Raw genomic sequence first — 15,488 nt, 5'->3', positions numbered from 1 at the left:
CACATAGGTCGGACAGGTCGCGGTGCAGAAGCCGCAATGCACGCAGGCGCGCAGGATCTTGTCGGCTACGGCGATATCGGGGTCGGCGAGTTGGGCAAGGGAAAATTCGGTTTTCATGTCGCTGATCCCCTCAGCATCCGGCCGCGATTGAGGATGATCCTGGGATCGAAGCTGTGGCGCACGCGCTCGCTCAGGGCGGCAAGCCCGCTTGCCTGTGGATGGAAGACGTCGACGTCGCGCCGGACCTGCTCGGACGCCCGGATCAGCGCTGCGTGGCCGCCGGCCGCCTCGACGCGCGCTCGCACCAACGCGGCCTGCGCATCCGGCTTGGGCGGCATCGCCGCCCAGATCAGGCCGCCGCCCCAATCATAGATCACGTCGCCCCCGGTCTCGCGGGCCAGCACCTGGCCGAGAACACCGCCGGAGGCCGGCGGGCAGACGATCCGCCACACCGGCCAGGCGCCGAGTGAGCCGCCGGCAGCGAACGGTTCGACGTCGCGGATGGCGCTCCAGACCGATGCCGAGGCGGCATCCTGCAGCGTGCCCACGGCCCCGAATGGCGCCAGCGTCTTCGCCAATGAAGCGGCGCGATCCGCGACCGAGGCCGCGATGCCTTCGAGCCGCAACAGGGTCACCGCAAGCCCCTGCGCCGCAATACCCGCAAGCGCCCCCGTCGCGGGCCGGAACGCCTGATACGGCAGATGCGCCGCGCCCGACACGTCGTAGGGCGAACCGAGCGCCGCGGTCATCGCCCGGTTCGCAGCGACATCGTCGAGCCCTGACAGCACCAGCGTGCGCTCGCTTTCGGGCTTCGGCATCACCTTCAGCGTGACTTCCGTCATCACCGCCAGCGTGCCCCACGATCCCGTCAACAGCTTGCAGAGATCGTAGCCGGTGACGTTCTTCACCACCCTGCCCCCGGTCTTGAAACTGTCGCCGAAGCCGGACACGGCATGGGCGCCGAGGAGGTGATCGCGCGCGCCGCCGGCCCGGATGCGGCGGGGACCGGCCAACCCCGCGCCGATCATGCCGCCGATGGTGCCGTTGCCCGACGCGCCAAGCAGGGACGACGTGTCCATCGGCTCGAAGGCGAATTGCTGGTTCTTGGAATCGATCAGCGACTGCACGTCGGCAAGCGGCGCGCCTGCCTGCACCGTGATGATCAGCTCGTTCGGCTCGTAGGAGGAGACGGCGTTCAACGCCGACACGTCGAGCACCGCATTGGTCGCCATCGGATGGCCGATGGCGCGCCTGCTGCCGTGGCCGATGATCTCCAGCGGCTGCTCGCTGGCGATGGCCGCGCGCACCACTTCTTCGACGTCCTTGGCGTCACGTACCTTGAGAGTATCCACGCAACGTCCTGCCTAAAATCTCGGAATATCCGGAAAAGCGAGCTTGCCGCCGTGCACGTGCATGCGGCCGAGTTCGGCGCAGCGGTGCAGCGTCGGGAAGACCTTGCCGGGGTTAAGCAGGCCCTGCGCGTCGAAGGCGCATTTCAGGCGCTGCTGCTGGTTGAGGTCGATCTCGGTAAACATCTCCGGCATCAAGTCGCGCTTCTCGATGCCGACGCCGTGTTCGCCTGTCAGCACGCCGCCGAATTCGACGCAGGCGCGCAGGATGTCGGCGCCGAACGCTTCCGCGCGCTCGATCTCGCCGGGCTTGTTGGCGTCGTAGAGAATCAGGGGATGCAGATTGCCGTCGCCGGCATGAAACACGTTGGCGACGCCGAGCTGATATTTCTCCGAGAGGTCGCGAATGCGCGCCAGCGCCTTCGGCAGCGCGCCGCGCGGGATGGTGCCGTCCATGCAGAGATAATCGGGGGAAATGCGCCCGACCGCAGGGAATGCCGCCTTGCGGCCGGCCCAGAACAGGTTGCGCTCGGCTTCCGACGTCGAGATCTGCAAGGTGACCGAACCGCAGCCCTTGGCGATCGCCTCGACCCGGGTGATCAGCTCGTCGACCTCGATTACCGGACCGTCGAGCTCGATGATGAGGAGCGCCTCGACATCGAGCGGATAGCCGGCGTGAACAAAAGCCTCGGCGGCGTGGATCGCGGGCTTGTCCATCATCTCCATGCCGCCGGGAATGATGCCGGCGCCGATGATCCGCGCCACGCATTCGCCGGCGGCCTCGACCTCGGCAAAGCCGACCATCAGTGCGCGCGCCGTCTCCGGTTTCTGCAGGATGCGCACCGTGATCTCGGTGATGACACCGAGCAGCCCTTCCGAACCGGTGATGATGCCCATCAGGTCGTAGCCTGAATTCTCCGCGGCCTTGCCGCCGATCCGCAAAATCTCGCCGGACATCAGCACGATCTCGCAGCCCAGCACGTTGTTGGTGGTCATGCCGTATTTCAGGCAATGCACGCCGCCGGAATTTTCCGCGACATTGCCGCCGATCGAGCAGGCGATCTGCGATGACGGATCGGGCGCATAGTAGAAGCCCGCATGCGCGACCGCCTGGCTGATGGCGAGGTTGGTGACCCCGGGCTCGGTCACCACCACGCGGTTGTCGAAATCGATCTCGCGGATGCGCTTGAACTTGCCGAGGCCCAGCAGCACGCCGTCCACCAGCGGCAGCGCGCCGCCGGACAGCGAGGTGCCGGAGCCGCGCGGCACCACCTTGATGCCCTGCTCGAAGCAATATTTCAGGACCTGCGAGACCTGCTCGGTCGTGTCGGGCAGCACCACCACCATCGGGGGTTGCCGATAGGCGGTGAGGCCATCGGACTCATAGACCTGCATTTCGGCCGCACTGTCGATCACGCCCTCGCCCGGCACGATCGCGCGCAAGGCCGCCACGATTTCGGCGCGACGGTCGAGAACCGCCTGATCTGCAGCCGGCATCATGATCGCCATGCGTGTCCCTCCAACCTTCGCGAACCAACGATTTATGATGGCAAATCAAGCACGTCTACCAAGGTTTGGGTAGGTTATCCGAAGGTTGCATTGCGACGCGTCAAACGGGCCAGTTCTCTCTGGGACAAGTCGGCAATGGTGAAACCTGTCAAGGTTTCGTGGCTTGTCCAATCCAAGCGGGGCTGCCACAAGAAATCCGCCCCTCCCCTGGGAAGAAACGAAGAGCACCACATGAAAACATCGACTTTGAGCGCGCTGGTTGTCGTTACCTCATTGGCCACGGCGTCGGGCGCGCTGGCGCAGGACGCCGCCGCCGGCAAGACCTCGTTCAACAAATGCCTGGCCTGCCACGCCATCGGCGACGGCGCCAAGAACAAGGTCGGCCCGGTGCTGAACGGACTCGACGGCCGCAAGTCCGGCACCGTCGAGGGCTACTCCTACACGGATGCCAACAAGAATTCCGGCATCACCTGGAACAAGGATGTGTTCCTCGAATACATCAAGGACCCCAAGGCAAAGATCCCCGGCACCAAGATGATCTTTGCTGGCATCAAGAACGAGAAAGAGGCTGGCGATCTCTGGGCGTATGTCTCTTCGTTCGACAAGGACGGCAAGACGAAGTGAGAGCCGCTTTTCTTCACCCTCCCCTGGAGGGGGAGGGTCGGCTCACATGGAGCGCAGCGGAATGTGAGACGGGGCGGGGTGATCTCTCCGCTCGGGCACTGTTGGAGGTGGAGAGACCGTCACCCGACCCCGCCGCTACGCGGCGACCCTCCCCCTCCAGGGGAGGATGAGCAGCGGCGCTCTGATTGACAGAACTTCCGCCTGCACCCCATCAAGCCAGCGTGTGCACGATCACCGGCCCGGCCATGGCGGTCGCCGGCCCGGTCAACAGCGGCGCGAGTTCCTGCTCGATCCACGCCAGCGCGCGCTTGTTGGATTCCTCGGCCGCCGCGTAATTGTTGAAGAGGCTGATCGCCACCACTGTGTCGTCGGGCGCATAGACCACGTAATAGCCCATGAAGCCTTCGACATCGCTGATGATCGGAATGGCGCCTTCCTTGATCCTGCGTGTCAGTTCTTCAGCCTTGCCGGCCTTGGCCTTGCCCTGACGAATGGCGGCGTACATGGGGCTCTCCCTCGAAGGTCGGCTGCCCGATATCGCAACTCCCAAGGCTCCATCCGCGGCGGGACGAGCAGCGGAATCCCGCGCGCACCAATCGTAGCCCATCCGGGGCCGTCAGGCACGCACGGTCTCTCGTCCTTGATCGCGAAAGATGATCGGAATCTCGGACGGCTCAACGAGCCGCGGCTGTCGCGCTCGGCGCCGCCGCCGAGATCATCGCCTCGACCTCGGCAATGACGAGATCGGGAACCGCTTGCTGGATCATGTGGCCGACGCCCGGCAACACCATCAGTTTCACGTTCGGTGCAGCCGCCGCGAACGGCCGTGAATGTAGGTCGGTCGAGACCGTCTTGTCGGCATCACCGGTGATGATGGTGACGGGCGCCTTGATCTCGCCGTAGCGCGGCGCCTGCTCGGCCACTGCGGCCTTCAACGTCACCAGATCGCGCGCATTGGCGATGAATTCGCGCGGGCGCAGCAGCAGCGGCGTGGCGGTGTTTTTGACAAAGCCGTCCGGCATGGTCTGTGGCAGGAACACGCCGCGGGCTCCTGGCTCCGCGAGCAGTAGGCCGAGCGGCAGCGTGATGGTGTAGGCGAACAGCGGGCCGATCACCGGCGTGGCGATCAGCCTGTTGTAGCGCCCGACGCCACCGGGCCACGGATAGGCCACCGGGGCCAACATCAGAAGGCCGGCGACAGTTTGCGGGTAATCCAGCGCGATCCGCGCGCCGAGCGCGCCGGCCCAGGAATGCACCACAAAGATCGCCTCGCCGACACCGAGCCTGGCCAGCGCCTCGCTGATCATGCGGGCCTGAATTTCGGGCGTGGAGTCCTCCAGCCGGGCGCGGGTGCTCCAGCCATGACCGGGCCGGTCAATCAGGATCACGCGATGCTTCCTGGCCAGCAGTTCCCCGACCGGTTGCCGCATCACTTCGAGGTTGGAACTCGCGCCATGCAACATCACGACCGGCAGACCGGCCGCGTCGCGCGGACCGATGTCGAGGATGTGGAGGGCTCCGCCCGTCACCTCGACCATCCTGCCCTGAGGCGGGTGGGCTCGCTGTGCGAGAAGGACGCCGATTTGCGTGACCAGCGCCAGCACAGCCAGCGCTGCCACTACAGTCACCACCACCATCTGATATTTCCGACTGATCTTTTGCACCTGCGAGCTACGGCCCGGGCCGGCGCAGGTTTCGGACGTTGTCCACAGTGGGCCGACCCTGTGGATAGCGGGGTCATACTGACGTCATGGACAGATTTGTACAGTGACGTTGCCACTTTCGCCATGTGTGCGCGTGCCTGATTGGGGGGTAGCCGGGCGCCTTACCCAACATCCACAGGAACAGGGCCGCTCACTACAAATTGTTCCAGCGTATATCGGAGGAATGCCCCATGATTTCCGACGCAAGCGAAGCCGCCATCGATCAGATCGTAGCGAGTTGCAATGGCGACATCCGCGGTGCCCTGAAGGCGCTGTTGCGGGTCAACGAGCAGCTTGAGACGGAATTGGCGCAAATCTATGCGGCAGTCGGCCTTGATGGTCTCGCCCGCGGCAGCAACGCCGTACACTAGAGCTTTGGGCCGCCGCGTTTCCTGACGCGAAGCGGTACGAAAATGGCTATTCGGATTCTTTCTCGTCGTCCTGCGTGTTCGCGGGCGGTTCTTGCACCGCCGGACATTGGGGGATGGTCGAACGGGCCAGCTTGGCATCGCTGCGCGACTGGTAGGGTCCGGTTCCGAACCAGATATTCCCGCCGACCTGGGCGTTGATCACGGGATTGCTCGTCACAATCTCGCATTTGCCGGTGGCCTGGTCGCCCACCACCCAATAGCCGCCTTGCGCCGAAGCGCAGGTTTCGGCCGCGACGATCATCGCGCCGGCCAGCAGCAATGATTTCATGGCTCGCTCCTGTGACGCAGTCAGCCCGATAAACCGCGCGCGAGCGGCGCACGTTCCAACCTGATGCCAATCGCCGGAAATCAGGGTTAACCGCAAGACTTCAAATATCGCGGCCTTCGACCTTTTCGGTCAGTGTCTTGACCAGTTCCGGCACCTTTTCGAGATGCGGATTGACGGCCAACGCCTTGCGGAAGGCTTCCAGCGCGCGCCTGTCGTCGCCGATCTCCTGCATGATCATGCCAAGCCCTGCCAGGGCACCGAAATGCCGGGGCTCGCGGATCAGCACCTGCCGGATGTCGTCAAGCGAACGGGTGTAGTCGTTCTTCAAATAATACAGCGTCGCGCGCCGGTTCCACGCCTCGGTATAGTCAGGACGGAGCTTGACGACGGAGTCGAGCAGCTTCAGCGCGACATCGATCTTCTGCGCATCCATGGCGGCCTTGGCGCGCAGCATCAGCAGCGCTGCGGTGTCGCTCGGGGTCTGCATCCACAGCGCCCAGATCCGCGCCTCGACGTGCTTGGCGCTGGCCTCATCCGGCGCCGCCTTCAGCGCGCCGAACAGGAAATCGAGGCCACGGGTGCGATCGGCGCCGACCTTGGGAAGCTTGCTCGGCGCTTCCGGCAACTTCTTCTGGGCTTTCGGCGGGGGAATGACCCTGGGGTCGTTCTGGGCAAAAGCGGCCGCGGGCACGGCCGCCATGACAGCGGCGAGGATGACGATCCGGCAGTTGCAGGCACCCGGGAATCTCAAAATCATGGCACAAGTCTAGACGCGTAAAATCGCGCCGCAAAGCAGCGTTTCGTCAAAGACCTGTGAAGCGAACGAAGATTTAGGCGGCTTAGCCCTTTTAGGGGGCTTAGCCTTGGCGGGCCTTGAAGCGGCGCTGCACCTTGTTGATCACATACACCCGGCCCTTGCGGCGGACCAGACGGTTGTTGCGGTGACGGCCGCGCAGCGATTTCAAGGAGTTACGGACTTTCATGGGACAATCCTGATGCTTTGAAAGGCCGTGCTGGAGGCCCGAACCTGAGCTACCCGAAAGTGGCAAAATGGGATTTATCCCGAAAAGCGGCCATCCGCCCGGGATGGGGCGGTTTCTAAGGAAGCCGGCACCGGATGTCAATTCCGAATGGGCCGGTTTCGGGTTCATCCGTCCCGTTCCGGACCTACCGGCCGACATCCTGGCCTCGGTGAGAACTCTCCGGAATCACTGGCAAAACAGGTCGCGCGGGAACTCGACCAGGGCCTCACCGGTCGCAACTTTTTCGCCCGCCTGGTTCTTCACCACGACGTCGATCAATACCCAGCGGGATTTTTCCGAGGTCTGCTTGGCCTTGATGATCCCAGAAGGCTGGATGGTGTCGCCGGGCCGGACCGGCTTGACCCAGCGCGTTTCCAGCCGCCGGTGGATAGCGCCCGCGGGATAGGCCCAGTCAGTCAGCATCCGCGAGATCAGGCCGAAATTGTTCATGCCGTGCATGATGATGCCGCCGAAATTGGTCTTGCCGAAACTGCCCTTCATGTAGTCGTCGTCGAGATGCAGCGGGTTGTAGTCGAGCGAGGCATCGCAGAACAGGCGGATGGATTCGCGTGAGACCGCGAATTTCGGGCCGTCGATGACGTCGCCGGCGGAGAGATTGTCGAACGTAGCGGTCATTGATCGCTCCCTCCCCTCACATCGGCCGAATCGTCCAGCCACGGCCGGAGCAGATTACCTCGCCGCGCTGGTTGAAGAAGACGTTGTCGTGCACCACGAACAGCCGTTCGCGCTTGATGAACTTATCGAGTGCGCGGGCCTGCAGCGTAATCACATCGTTGGGCCGCGCCGGAATGTTGTAGCTCCAGGACTGCCCGGCATTGACGGTTCCCGGCGAGCGCATCCAGTCGTCCGCCGGCGTGCAGGAGAACATCAGTAGGATATGGATCGAGGGCGGCGCGATCAGTCCGCCATAGCGGGTGGTCCTGGCATAGGCCTCGTCGAAATAGATCGGGTGATCCTCACCGACCGATTTGCAGTACAGTTCGATCGCCTCTTTCGTCAGCGTGTAGGGGATGGTCTTGCGCGGCTCGCCGGGAACGATGTCGTCCCAGACCTTGCGCAGATTGGCGTCTTTCCAGAAATCGGTCTCGAAGGCCTCGGTCTGCGCCATGCCGCACTCCCTATTTTCCGCGCTTTATTTTCTGCCGTCTTGCGGAATTCGTTATATAGTATAATCAATTTTCCAGACCCAAAAATCAAGCCGGCGGGAAACCCATATGCCCAAGCTCAAGCTGCCCGATATCGAGAAAGTCGTCGCGATCGACATCCACACCCATGCGGAAGAGCCGTGCGGCCTGCATGGCGACGACGGCTATGACGACTTCCAGGAGCGCATGGCCGAATATTTCAAATCGCCGCACAAGCATCCGCCGACCGTGCCGGAGACCGCGGCTTATTATCGCTCGAAGAATATCGCGGCCGTGATTTTCCCTGTCGATGCCGAGCGCGAGACCGGATTCCGCCGCTACAACAATTACGAGATGCTGGAAGTCGCCTCCGACCATCTCGACGTCCTGATCCCCTTCGTCTCGATCGATCCGCACAAGGGCAAGCTCGGCGTGCGCGAGGCGCGCAAGCTGATCGAGGAATACGGCGTCCGCGGTTTCAAATTCCATCCGACCATGCAGGGCTTTTACGCCAACGACCGCATGGCCTATCCGCTCTATGAAGCGATCAATGACGGCGGCGCGATCGCGCTGTTCCATACCGGCCAGACCGGCGTCGGAAGCGGCATGCCCGGCGGCATGGGCATGCGCCTGAAATATTCCAACCCGATGTACATGGACGATGTCGCGGCTGACTTCCCCGATCTGAAGATCATCCTCGCGCATCCCTCCTTCCCCTGGCAGGAAGAAGCGCTGTCGGTCGCGACCCACAAGCCGAACGTCTATATCGATCTCTCCGGCTGGTCGCCGAAATATTTCCCGCCGATCCTGGTGCGTTACATCAACTCGATTCTGCAGGACAAGATGCTGTTCGGCTCGGACTGGCCGGTGATTACGCCGGACCGCTGGCTGGCGGATTTTGCAAAACTCGAGATCCGCGAGGAGATCCGGCCGAAGGTGATGAAGGCCAACGCAAGGAAGATTTTGGGGATCTAAAGGAGTATCATCGGGGGCACACTTGCGAGGTGCTCACTGATGAACTTCGCCAGAATTGCCGCTCTCCTTGCCGCGTTCCTGTTCGGAAGCGCCAGCGCTGTGCTGGCGGCCGAGAGGCCACCGCGCCTCGTCGAATTTGAAAGTCCGCTGGCGGGCCCGCAGGCGCTGCAGGGTTACCTGCGATTGCCCGATGGCGCGGGCCCCTCGCCCGCAGTCGTACTGCTGCATGGCTGCGGCGGTGCCTGGCGGGGCATCGACGCACGCTGGGGCAAGCGGCTGGCGGATTGGGGCTATGTCACGCTGACCATCGACCGGTTCGGAGCGCGCGGCATCACGAGCGCCTGCACCGGTGGAATGCCGCCTGCGACGCTGCACGATGCCTATCGCGCGCTGAACTTCCTTGGCGGACAATCGTCGGTCGACATGAACCGCGTTGCCGTGGTGGGATTTTCCCAAGGAGCCATGCTGGCGCTGCTCTCGGTCGAGCGTGGCGAGATCGAACGAAGCGCAACCGAAAAATTCCGCGCAGCCGTCGGCTTCTATCCTCCTTGCTCAGGCCTCAAGGGCAACATGACGGTGCCGACACTGATCATGATCGGCGAACTCGACGACTGGGCGCCGGCTCAGGAGTGCCGTAATCTCGCCGAAGGCCGCGACGATTGGGGCATTTCGCGCGAGAAGGGCAAAGGGTTTCCGATCGAGATCATCGTCTATCCCGGTGCCTATCACGATTTCGACGTACCGAATTTCGCTACGCCCGTGAAGGTGCTCGGTCATCACCTCGAGTTCAACGAGGCGGCCCGGGATCAGTCCGTCGACGCCTTGCGGAAATTCCTGTATGCGACCATCGGCGGAAAAGAGAAACAACCGTGACCATCAAAGCCGTTGTCTTCGATGCCTATGGCACGCTCTACGACGTCCAGTCGGTGGCTGATGTCACCGAGGACGCGTTTCCGGGCTATGGCGAGATCATCACCCAGGTCTGGCGCATCAAGCAGCTCGAATACACCTGGCTGCGCTCGCTGATGGGACGCTATCAGGATTTCTCGGTCGCCACGCGGGACTCGCTGGCCTACACGCTGCGCAGCCTCGGGCTGGAATATGACGACGATACGTTCGCGCGCATCGTCGAGAAATATCTGCATCTCGATCTCTATCCGGATGCACTTTCAGCGCTGTCGGCGATGAAGGATCGCAAGCTCGCGATCCTGTCCAACGGCAGCCCCGATATGCTGGACGCGCTGGTGCGCAATAGCGGGCTCGACCGCGTGCTCGATGCAACCATCAGCGTCGATGCGAAGAAGATCTTCAAGCCCAGCCCGGAAGCCTACGCGCTGATCGAGGAGGTGCTGCATGTGAGGCCCTCCGAGGTGCTGTTCATCTCCTCCAACCCGTGGGATGTCTGCGGCGCCAAGACGTTCGGGCTCAACGTTGCCTGGATCGAGCGGGTAACGCCGGAAGCGATGGCGCTGGCCTGCCTCGAAAGCGAGACGCTGCCGCCATTGACAATGTTCAAGATCCTGCGCACCCAGATGGATGAGCTCGGCGTGATGCCCAACCATCGCATCCGCAGCCTCTCCGAACTGCCTGCCCTGGTGTCTGCCCAAAGGTCCTGAAATGAGTCTTGAATCCGTTCGCGCCTTCTTCGCCGAGAAGGCGCCCGATATTGCCGTGATTGAATCAGAGGTGAGTTCGGCGACCGTCACACTGGCCGCCGAGGCCTACGGCGTCGAGCCGGCGCGTATTGCGAAGACGCTGTCCTTGCGGATCGGCGAGCGCGTGATCCTGATCGTGGCGGCAGGCACGTCGCGGATGGACAACAAGAAGGTGAAGGCGCTGTTCGGCGGAAAGCCGAAGATGCTCGGCCTCGACGAGGTAGCCGAGATCACCGGGCATGAGGTCGGCGGCGTCTGTCCGTTCGGACTGAAGACGCCGCTGCCGATCTATTGCGATGTGTCGCTGAAGGCGTTCGACATCGTCGTGCCCGCCGCGGGCTCAACCCACAGCGCGGTGAAGATCACGCCCGAGCGCATGGCGGAACTGACGGCGGCCGAATGGGTCGACGTCTGCGAAATCAGGTCCGTCGAGACCACGTCGGCCTAATCGTATTCGTCGTAGTACGGCCTCGGCGGGGGCGGCGCTTCTCGCTGCATTTGCTGCGGCGCGCGGCCACGTGGCGCCTGCTGCGAACCGCGCTGCCCAGGCGCGCGATTGGCCTGCTGCTGCTCGGCGCTCGATTCGAATACGGCGCGGCAACCGCTGGAGAGCTGCGGCGTGTTCTGCCGCAAGCAGGCGACGATCCGGCTGACATCCGGAATCTGCTCGCCGCAGAGCCGCCACACATCGGGTGTGCAGGCCATCTGCTGTTCCCAGGTTCCGCGATATTCCTGCGAGAATGCTGGTGCGATGCCGCCGATCGCAATGGCAAGACCGAGGACGATCCGCTGCGTTCGCATGCGCGGGTCCTTTCTTTATATTTTCAGTTAGCGCGGAAGTTTCCGCGCGGCGATGGCATCAAGCCTGCTGGATGAATGCGGCCACGCGACGTTGGTGCGAACAAAAAAATGTGAAGCGGGTTCCCTACTCCACCTTGCCGATCTTCTTCACCGCCGCGACCAGTCGCGCGCTGTCTTCCGCGACGAATTTTGCAAACTCGGGCGCGTCGAGATAGGCAACCGGGCTGCCCGCGGTCTCATACGTCTTCACCACCTCGGGTGCCTTCACCGCTTCCGCCATCGCTTCGCGCAGCCGCGTCATGATCGGCGCCGGCAGCGCGCTTTGCGCGAACAATCCGGCCCAGATGTAGAACTCGACGTCCTTGTAGCCGAGTTCCTTGAAGGTCGGCAGATCGGGGAAACTCTTGATGCGCTCGGCGCCCCAATTGGCGAGCACGCGCATCTTGCCGTCATCGACCTGCTGCTTCAGCGTACCCGGCGCAGACGCCACCGCCTGAATGGTGTCGCTCAACAGCGCGGTCAGCGCCGGCCCGGCGCCGCGGAACGGCACATGCAGCAGCTTGATGCCGGCGCTCGCGGCAAACATCTCCATCGCCACATGCAGCGTGCCGTAGGGACCGGACGAGCCGTAGGGAATTTGCCCGGGACGCTTTTTGGCGTCGTCGACGAACTCCTGCAGCGTCTTCCATGGCGCGGAAGCCGGCACCGCGAGCAGCGTCGGGTCCGCGAGCACGCGCGCGATCGGCGCGAATTGCGAGACTTCATACGCTACCGGGCGATCGAACAGCCGGTCGGCCTCGGGGAGCACCGCGAGCGAGGACAGCGTCATCAACAGCGTATGCCCGTCTGGCTCGGCGCGCGCCGCCGCCGCATTGCCGACCGACCCGCCGCCGCCACCTGCGCGGTTGTCGACGATCACGGGCTTGCCGAGAATCCGCTCCAGCGCCTGCGCCACCGGCCGCGCCGCAAGATCGGCCTGCCCGCCGGGCGGGAATGGCACGATCATGGTGATGTTGCGCGAGGGGTATGGGGTTTGGGCGAAGGCGGTGTTGGCGAGCGCGGTTTGTGCCAGTGGCAGCGCGGCGGCGGCCTGCAGGAGTTCGCGGCGGTTCATGGTGAGTTTCTCCCGGTGATTTTGTTTTGGTTGAAGGCAGCCTAGCCGATCCCTGCCATATGGCGATAGCACCCGTCGTCTCACCCTCCCCTGGAGGGGTCCGAGACGAGCAAAGCTCGCTCGTGGGTCGGCTCGCATGAGCGAAGCGAAATGCGAGACGGGGTGGGGTGATCTCTCCACTCGGGCACTGTTGGATGTGGAGAGACCGTCACCCCGCCCCGCCGCGCGTAAACGCGCGTCGACCCCTGAGCGAGCTTCGCTCGTCCGGACCCCTCCAGGGGAGGGTGAAGAAGGCGCCGCCGAACTACTTCCGCTTCTTCGCTTTCGCAAAATGCTTCGCGAGAAAATCCGCGAGCACCTCCACCCGCGCAGGCCTCGGGCCGCCGGGGGGCGTCACCAGATGCACGGCGCCTTCGGGCTGGTGCCAGCCTTTGAGGATCACCTCGACTTCACCGGATGCGATGGCGTCGCCGATGATGAAGTCGGGAAGATCGGCAATACCGAGGCCGGCGATGACGGACGGCAACACCGCCTCGCCATTGTTGACGCGGAGCTGGCCTGCGGGGCGGACGCTGGCCTCTTCGCCTGAGGCGTTGGTGTAGTGCCAGACGTTTGCGGTCGAGAGGTAAGCGTAGCCGAAGCATTTGTGCTGGGCGAGGTGCATCGGATGCGTCGGCCTGCCGTGACGCTTGAGATAGGAAGGCGCCGCCACGGTGTAGCGCGGCATGGCGCAGAGCCGCCGCGCGATCAGCGAGGAGTCAGGCAGCCGCGCGATGCGCAGGCCGGCGTCAAAGCCTTCGCCGATCAGGTCGACGGTTGCATCGCTCAAGTGGAGGTCGATCGAGACTTCCGGGAAGGCTGCGAGAAATTCCGGCAGGATCGGCGCTACCGCCTTCACGCCGAACGTCATCGGCACCGCGAGCCGCACCAGCCCGCGCGGCGCCATCGATTGCGACAGCGCCTCATTCTCGGCGTCCTCGCCGTCCGCCAGGAGCCGCGCGGCGCGCTCGGCGAGCCGTTGCCCGGCATCGGTTAGCGCCAGCCGCCGCGAGGTGCGGTTGAACAGCCGGGCGCCGAGCCGCTGCTCCAGCCGGCTGACCGCCTTCGAAACCGTGGCCTTGGATAGCGCGAGCTCGGTCGCGGCGGACGCAAATGACCGCAATTCCACGACTTTGGCGAAAATCGCGAGCGCCTCGAAATCCGGGAGCTTTGACATGCGGTCGCCTCCTAGGTTTTTGGAAACAATGAGTTTCAATAGTTTCTATTTCTATACCACGGCAGACGGCATATCCAATGCCCATCGGAATTCAAGCAATGGAGAAATCCAAATGACCAAGAAGCTCTCAGGCAAGGTAGCCCTCGTCACCGGCGGTTCGCGCGGGATCGGTGCGGCGTCTGCCCGCGCCCTCGCGGAACAAGGCGCCAACGTCGCCATCAGCTATGTCGCCTCTCCCGACAAGGCCGAGGCCGTCGTCGCCGAGCTGAAGGCCAAGGGCGTCAACGCCCGCGCCTACAAGGCCGACCAGGCCTCCTCGGTCGACGTCGATCAACTCGTGAAGAACGTCGCCAAGGATTTCGGCCGGCTCGACATCCTCGTCAACAATGCCGGCGTTGCCGTCGGCGGGCCGATCGATGACGCCAATACCGATACCGTGGCACTGGCCCGTCAGGATGCCATCAACGTGCACGGCGTGATTACTGCGATCCGCACGGCGTCGAAGCTGATGGGTGAAGGCGGACGCATCGTCACCATCGGCTCCGGCATCGCCACCCGCTCCTCGTTCCCGGGCCTGGCCGACTACGCCGCCACCAAGGCTGCCGTCGTCGGCTACTCCAAGGGCGCGGCGCGCGACCTCGGGCCGCGCGGCATCACGGTCAACGTGTTGCAACCCGGCTCGATCGACACCGACATGAACCCAAAGGACGGCGGCGATTTTGCCGAAGCCCAGCGCACGCAGCACGCGCTGCAACGCTTCGGTACCGCTGAAGAGATCGCAGCTGGCGTGCTGTTCCTCGCAAGTCCCGAAGCTTCGTTCGTGACCGGCACGGTGCTCAACGTAGACGGCGGTTTCGGCGCGTAATTCAACTCCAGCAAGGCCGGGCGCATGCCGCCCGGCCGCCTCATTCAAAAAACTTTCAACGAAGGAATATCCCATGATCGAACTTAGACCTTTTGCAAATCTCGGCAGCGCCGATCACGGCTGGCTGAAGGCAAAACATCACTTCTCGTTCGGCAGCCACTACGATCCCGAGAATATGGGCCACGGGTCCTTGCGGGTGTGGAACGATGACGAGATCGCGCCGAACACCGGCTTTCCCGCCCATCCGCACGCCAACATGGAGATCATCACCTATGTTCGCGAAGGCGCGATCACGCATCAGGACTCGCTCGGCAACAAGGGTCGCACGGAAGCCGGCGACGTGCAGGTGATGAGCGCAGGTTCCGGCATTCGTCACTCCGAGTACAATCTGGAGCCGTCGAAGACCAAGATCTTCCAGATCTGGATCGAGCCAACGACGACGGGCGGCCAGCCTACCTGGGGCGCCAAACCGTTTCCGAAGTCGGATCGCTCCGGCAAGCTCGTGACCATCGCCAGCGGCATTGCCGGCGACGCCGACGCGCTGCCGATCCGCGCCGACGCGCGGGTGCTCGCCACCACACTGAAGGCCGGCGAGAGCGCGGAGTATTCCGCGGAGAAAGCGCGGCACCTCTATCTGGTGCCGGCGGCTGGCAGCGTCGAGGTCAACGGCGTGCGCGTCAACGCCCGCGATGGCGCCGCGATCCGCGACGAGGCGAAGCTGACGATTACCGCGCTGGAAGATTCCGAACTGGTGCTGGTCGACGCGGCGTAGCTGCGAACACCATCCCCCTCCTCGTCATGCCCGGGCTTG

General features: G+C 63.7%; 20 protein-coding genes. 8 read left to right on the top strand and 12 right to left on the bottom strand.

Annotated elements, in window-relative coordinates; genetic code table 11:
- Positions 1-113: 113 nt before the first annotated feature.
- Both CQ12_RS25715 and CQ12_RS25710 read right to left on the bottom strand, forming a co-directional pair.
- Positions 114-1,352 carry an FAD-binding protein gene (locus tag CQ12_RS25715; protein ID WP_057838081.1) on the bottom strand — a complete coding sequence of 413 codons (1,239 nt, stop codon included), beginning with the start codon at positions 1,350-1,352 and terminating at the stop codon, positions 114-116.
- Positions 1,353-1,364: 12 nt separating this feature from the next.
- Positions 1,365-2,858 (bottom strand): FAD-linked oxidase C-terminal domain-containing protein, encoded by a 1,494-nt coding sequence (locus tag CQ12_RS25710; protein WP_057838080.1) that lies wholly within the window; start codon positions 2,856-2,858, stop codon positions 1,365-1,367.
- A gap of 231 nt (positions 2,859-3,089) precedes the next feature.
- Between CQ12_RS25710 and cycA the strand changes: the two genes are divergently transcribed.
- Positions 3,090-3,482 (top strand): cytochrome c-550 CycA, encoded by a 393-nt coding sequence (gene cycA / locus CQ12_RS25705; RefSeq protein WP_057838079.1) that lies wholly within the window; start codon positions 3,090-3,092, stop codon positions 3,480-3,482.
- A gap of 211 nt (positions 3,483-3,693) precedes the next feature.
- On the opposite strand, the gene CQ12_RS25700 is transcribed toward cycA, so the two are convergent.
- Together CQ12_RS25700 and CQ12_RS25695 are read right to left on the bottom strand one after the other, a co-directional pair.
- A complete protein-coding gene (locus CQ12_RS25700) occupies positions 3,694-3,987 on the bottom strand; it encodes an antibiotic biosynthesis monooxygenase (RefSeq protein ID WP_057838078.1) in 294 nt (97 codons plus the stop codon).
- Positions 3,988-4,156: 169 nt separating this feature from the next.
- Entirely contained in the window at positions 4,157-5,119 is a 963-nt protein-coding gene (locus CQ12_RS25695; RefSeq protein ID WP_057838077.1) for an alpha/beta fold hydrolase, read from the bottom strand.
- Between the two features lie 257 nt (positions 5,120-5,376).
- On the opposite strand from CQ12_RS25695, the gene CQ12_RS25690 reads away from it, so the two are divergent.
- The gene (locus CQ12_RS25690; protein ID WP_028351545.1) at positions 5,377-5,556 is read left to right on the top strand and encodes a hypothetical protein; all 180 of its coding nucleotides are present in this window, start codon (positions 5,377-5,379) and stop codon (positions 5,554-5,556) included.
- Positions 5,557-5,602: 46 nt separating this feature from the next.
- On the opposite strand, the gene CQ12_RS25685 is transcribed toward CQ12_RS25690, so the two are convergent.
- The 5 genes from CQ12_RS25685 to CQ12_RS25665 form a co-directional block, all read right to left on the bottom strand.
- A complete protein-coding gene (locus tag CQ12_RS25685) occupies positions 5,603-5,884 on the bottom strand; it encodes a hypothetical protein (RefSeq protein ID WP_057838076.1) in 282 nt (93 codons plus the stop codon).
- A 100-nt stretch (positions 5,885-5,984) separates the two neighbouring features.
- A complete protein-coding gene (locus CQ12_RS25680; protein ID WP_430642274.1) occupies positions 5,985-6,584 on the bottom strand; it encodes a tetratricopeptide repeat protein in 600 nt (199 codons plus the stop codon).
- Between the two features lie 157 nt (positions 6,585-6,741).
- Positions 6,742-6,867, bottom strand: coding sequence for a type B 50S ribosomal protein L36 (ykgO, locus tag CQ12_RS25675; RefSeq protein ID WP_002718645.1), 126 nt, complete (start codon positions 6,865-6,867; stop codon positions 6,742-6,744).
- A gap of 225 nt (positions 6,868-7,092) precedes the next feature.
- A complete protein-coding gene (locus tag CQ12_RS25670) occupies positions 7,093-7,542 on the bottom strand; it encodes a MaoC family dehydratase (RefSeq protein WP_057838074.1) in 450 nt (149 codons plus the stop codon).
- Between the two features lie 16 nt (positions 7,543-7,558).
- Entirely contained in the window at positions 7,559-8,035 is a 477-nt protein-coding gene (locus tag CQ12_RS25665) for a MaoC family dehydratase (protein ID WP_057838073.1), read from the bottom strand.
- Positions 8,036-8,141: 106 nt separating this feature from the next.
- Between CQ12_RS25665 and CQ12_RS25660 the strand changes: the two genes are divergently transcribed.
- Genes CQ12_RS25660 through CQ12_RS25645 form a run of 4 tightly spaced genes read left to right on the top strand, consistent with a single transcriptional unit; the run spans position 8,142 to position 11,129 of the window.
- Positions 8,142-9,026, top strand: coding sequence for an amidohydrolase family protein (locus CQ12_RS25660; RefSeq protein ID WP_057838072.1), 885 nt, complete (start codon positions 8,142-8,144; stop codon positions 9,024-9,026).
- A gap of 39 nt (positions 9,027-9,065) precedes the next feature.
- A complete protein-coding gene (locus tag CQ12_RS25655) occupies positions 9,066-9,899 on the top strand; it encodes a dienelactone hydrolase family protein (protein ID WP_245310139.1) in 834 nt (277 codons plus the stop codon).
- Positions 9,896-10,642 (top strand): haloacid dehalogenase type II, encoded by a 747-nt coding sequence (locus CQ12_RS25650; protein WP_057838070.1) that lies wholly within the window; start codon positions 9,896-9,898, stop codon positions 10,640-10,642. Before CQ12_RS25655 ends, CQ12_RS25650 begins: the two co-directional genes overlap by 4 nt.
- Position 10,643: 1 nt before the next feature.
- Positions 10,644-11,129 carry a YbaK/EbsC family protein gene (locus CQ12_RS25645; RefSeq protein ID WP_057838069.1) on the top strand — a complete coding sequence of 162 codons (486 nt, stop codon included), beginning with the start codon at positions 10,644-10,646 and terminating at the stop codon, positions 11,127-11,129.
- Here the strand turns inward: CQ12_RS25645 and CQ12_RS25640 are convergent.
- From CQ12_RS25640 to CQ12_RS25630, 3 genes are all read right to left on the bottom strand, one after another.
- On the bottom strand, positions 11,126-11,482 hold the full coding sequence (locus CQ12_RS25640; protein ID WP_057838068.1) for a hypothetical protein: 357 nt from the start codon (positions 11,480-11,482) through the stop codon (positions 11,126-11,128). The genes CQ12_RS25645 and CQ12_RS25640 overlap by 4 nt on opposite strands.
- Positions 11,483-11,606: 124 nt before the next feature.
- A complete protein-coding gene (locus tag CQ12_RS25635) occupies positions 11,607-12,596 on the bottom strand; it encodes a tripartite tricarboxylate transporter substrate binding protein (RefSeq protein ID WP_057838067.1) in 990 nt (329 codons plus the stop codon).
- 304 nt (positions 12,597-12,900) lie between these two features.
- Positions 12,901-13,812 carry a LysR family transcriptional regulator gene (locus tag CQ12_RS25630; protein WP_057838066.1) on the bottom strand — a complete coding sequence of 304 codons (912 nt, stop codon included), beginning with the start codon at positions 13,810-13,812 and terminating at the stop codon, positions 12,901-12,903.
- Positions 13,813-13,924: 112 nt separating this feature from the next.
- Between CQ12_RS25630 and CQ12_RS25625 the strand changes: the two genes are divergently transcribed.
- Both CQ12_RS25625 and CQ12_RS25620 read left to right on the top strand, forming a co-directional pair.
- Complete coding sequence (locus tag CQ12_RS25625) at positions 13,925-14,677, top strand: SDR family NAD(P)-dependent oxidoreductase (RefSeq protein WP_057838065.1); 753 nt, start codon at positions 13,925-13,927, stop codon at positions 14,675-14,677.
- Positions 14,678-14,750: 73 nt separating this feature from the next.
- Positions 14,751-15,449, top strand: coding sequence for a pirin family protein (locus CQ12_RS25620; protein ID WP_057838064.1), 699 nt, complete (start codon positions 14,751-14,753; stop codon positions 15,447-15,449).
- Positions 15,450-15,488: the final 39 nt, after the last annotated feature.

It is taken from the genome of Bradyrhizobium jicamae, from assembly GCF_001440395.1.
GTDB classification, from domain to species: domain Bacteria; phylum Pseudomonadota; class Alphaproteobacteria; order Rhizobiales; family Xanthobacteraceae; genus Bradyrhizobium; species Bradyrhizobium jicamae.
This window is presented reverse-complemented; position numbering and strand designations above follow the sequence as displayed.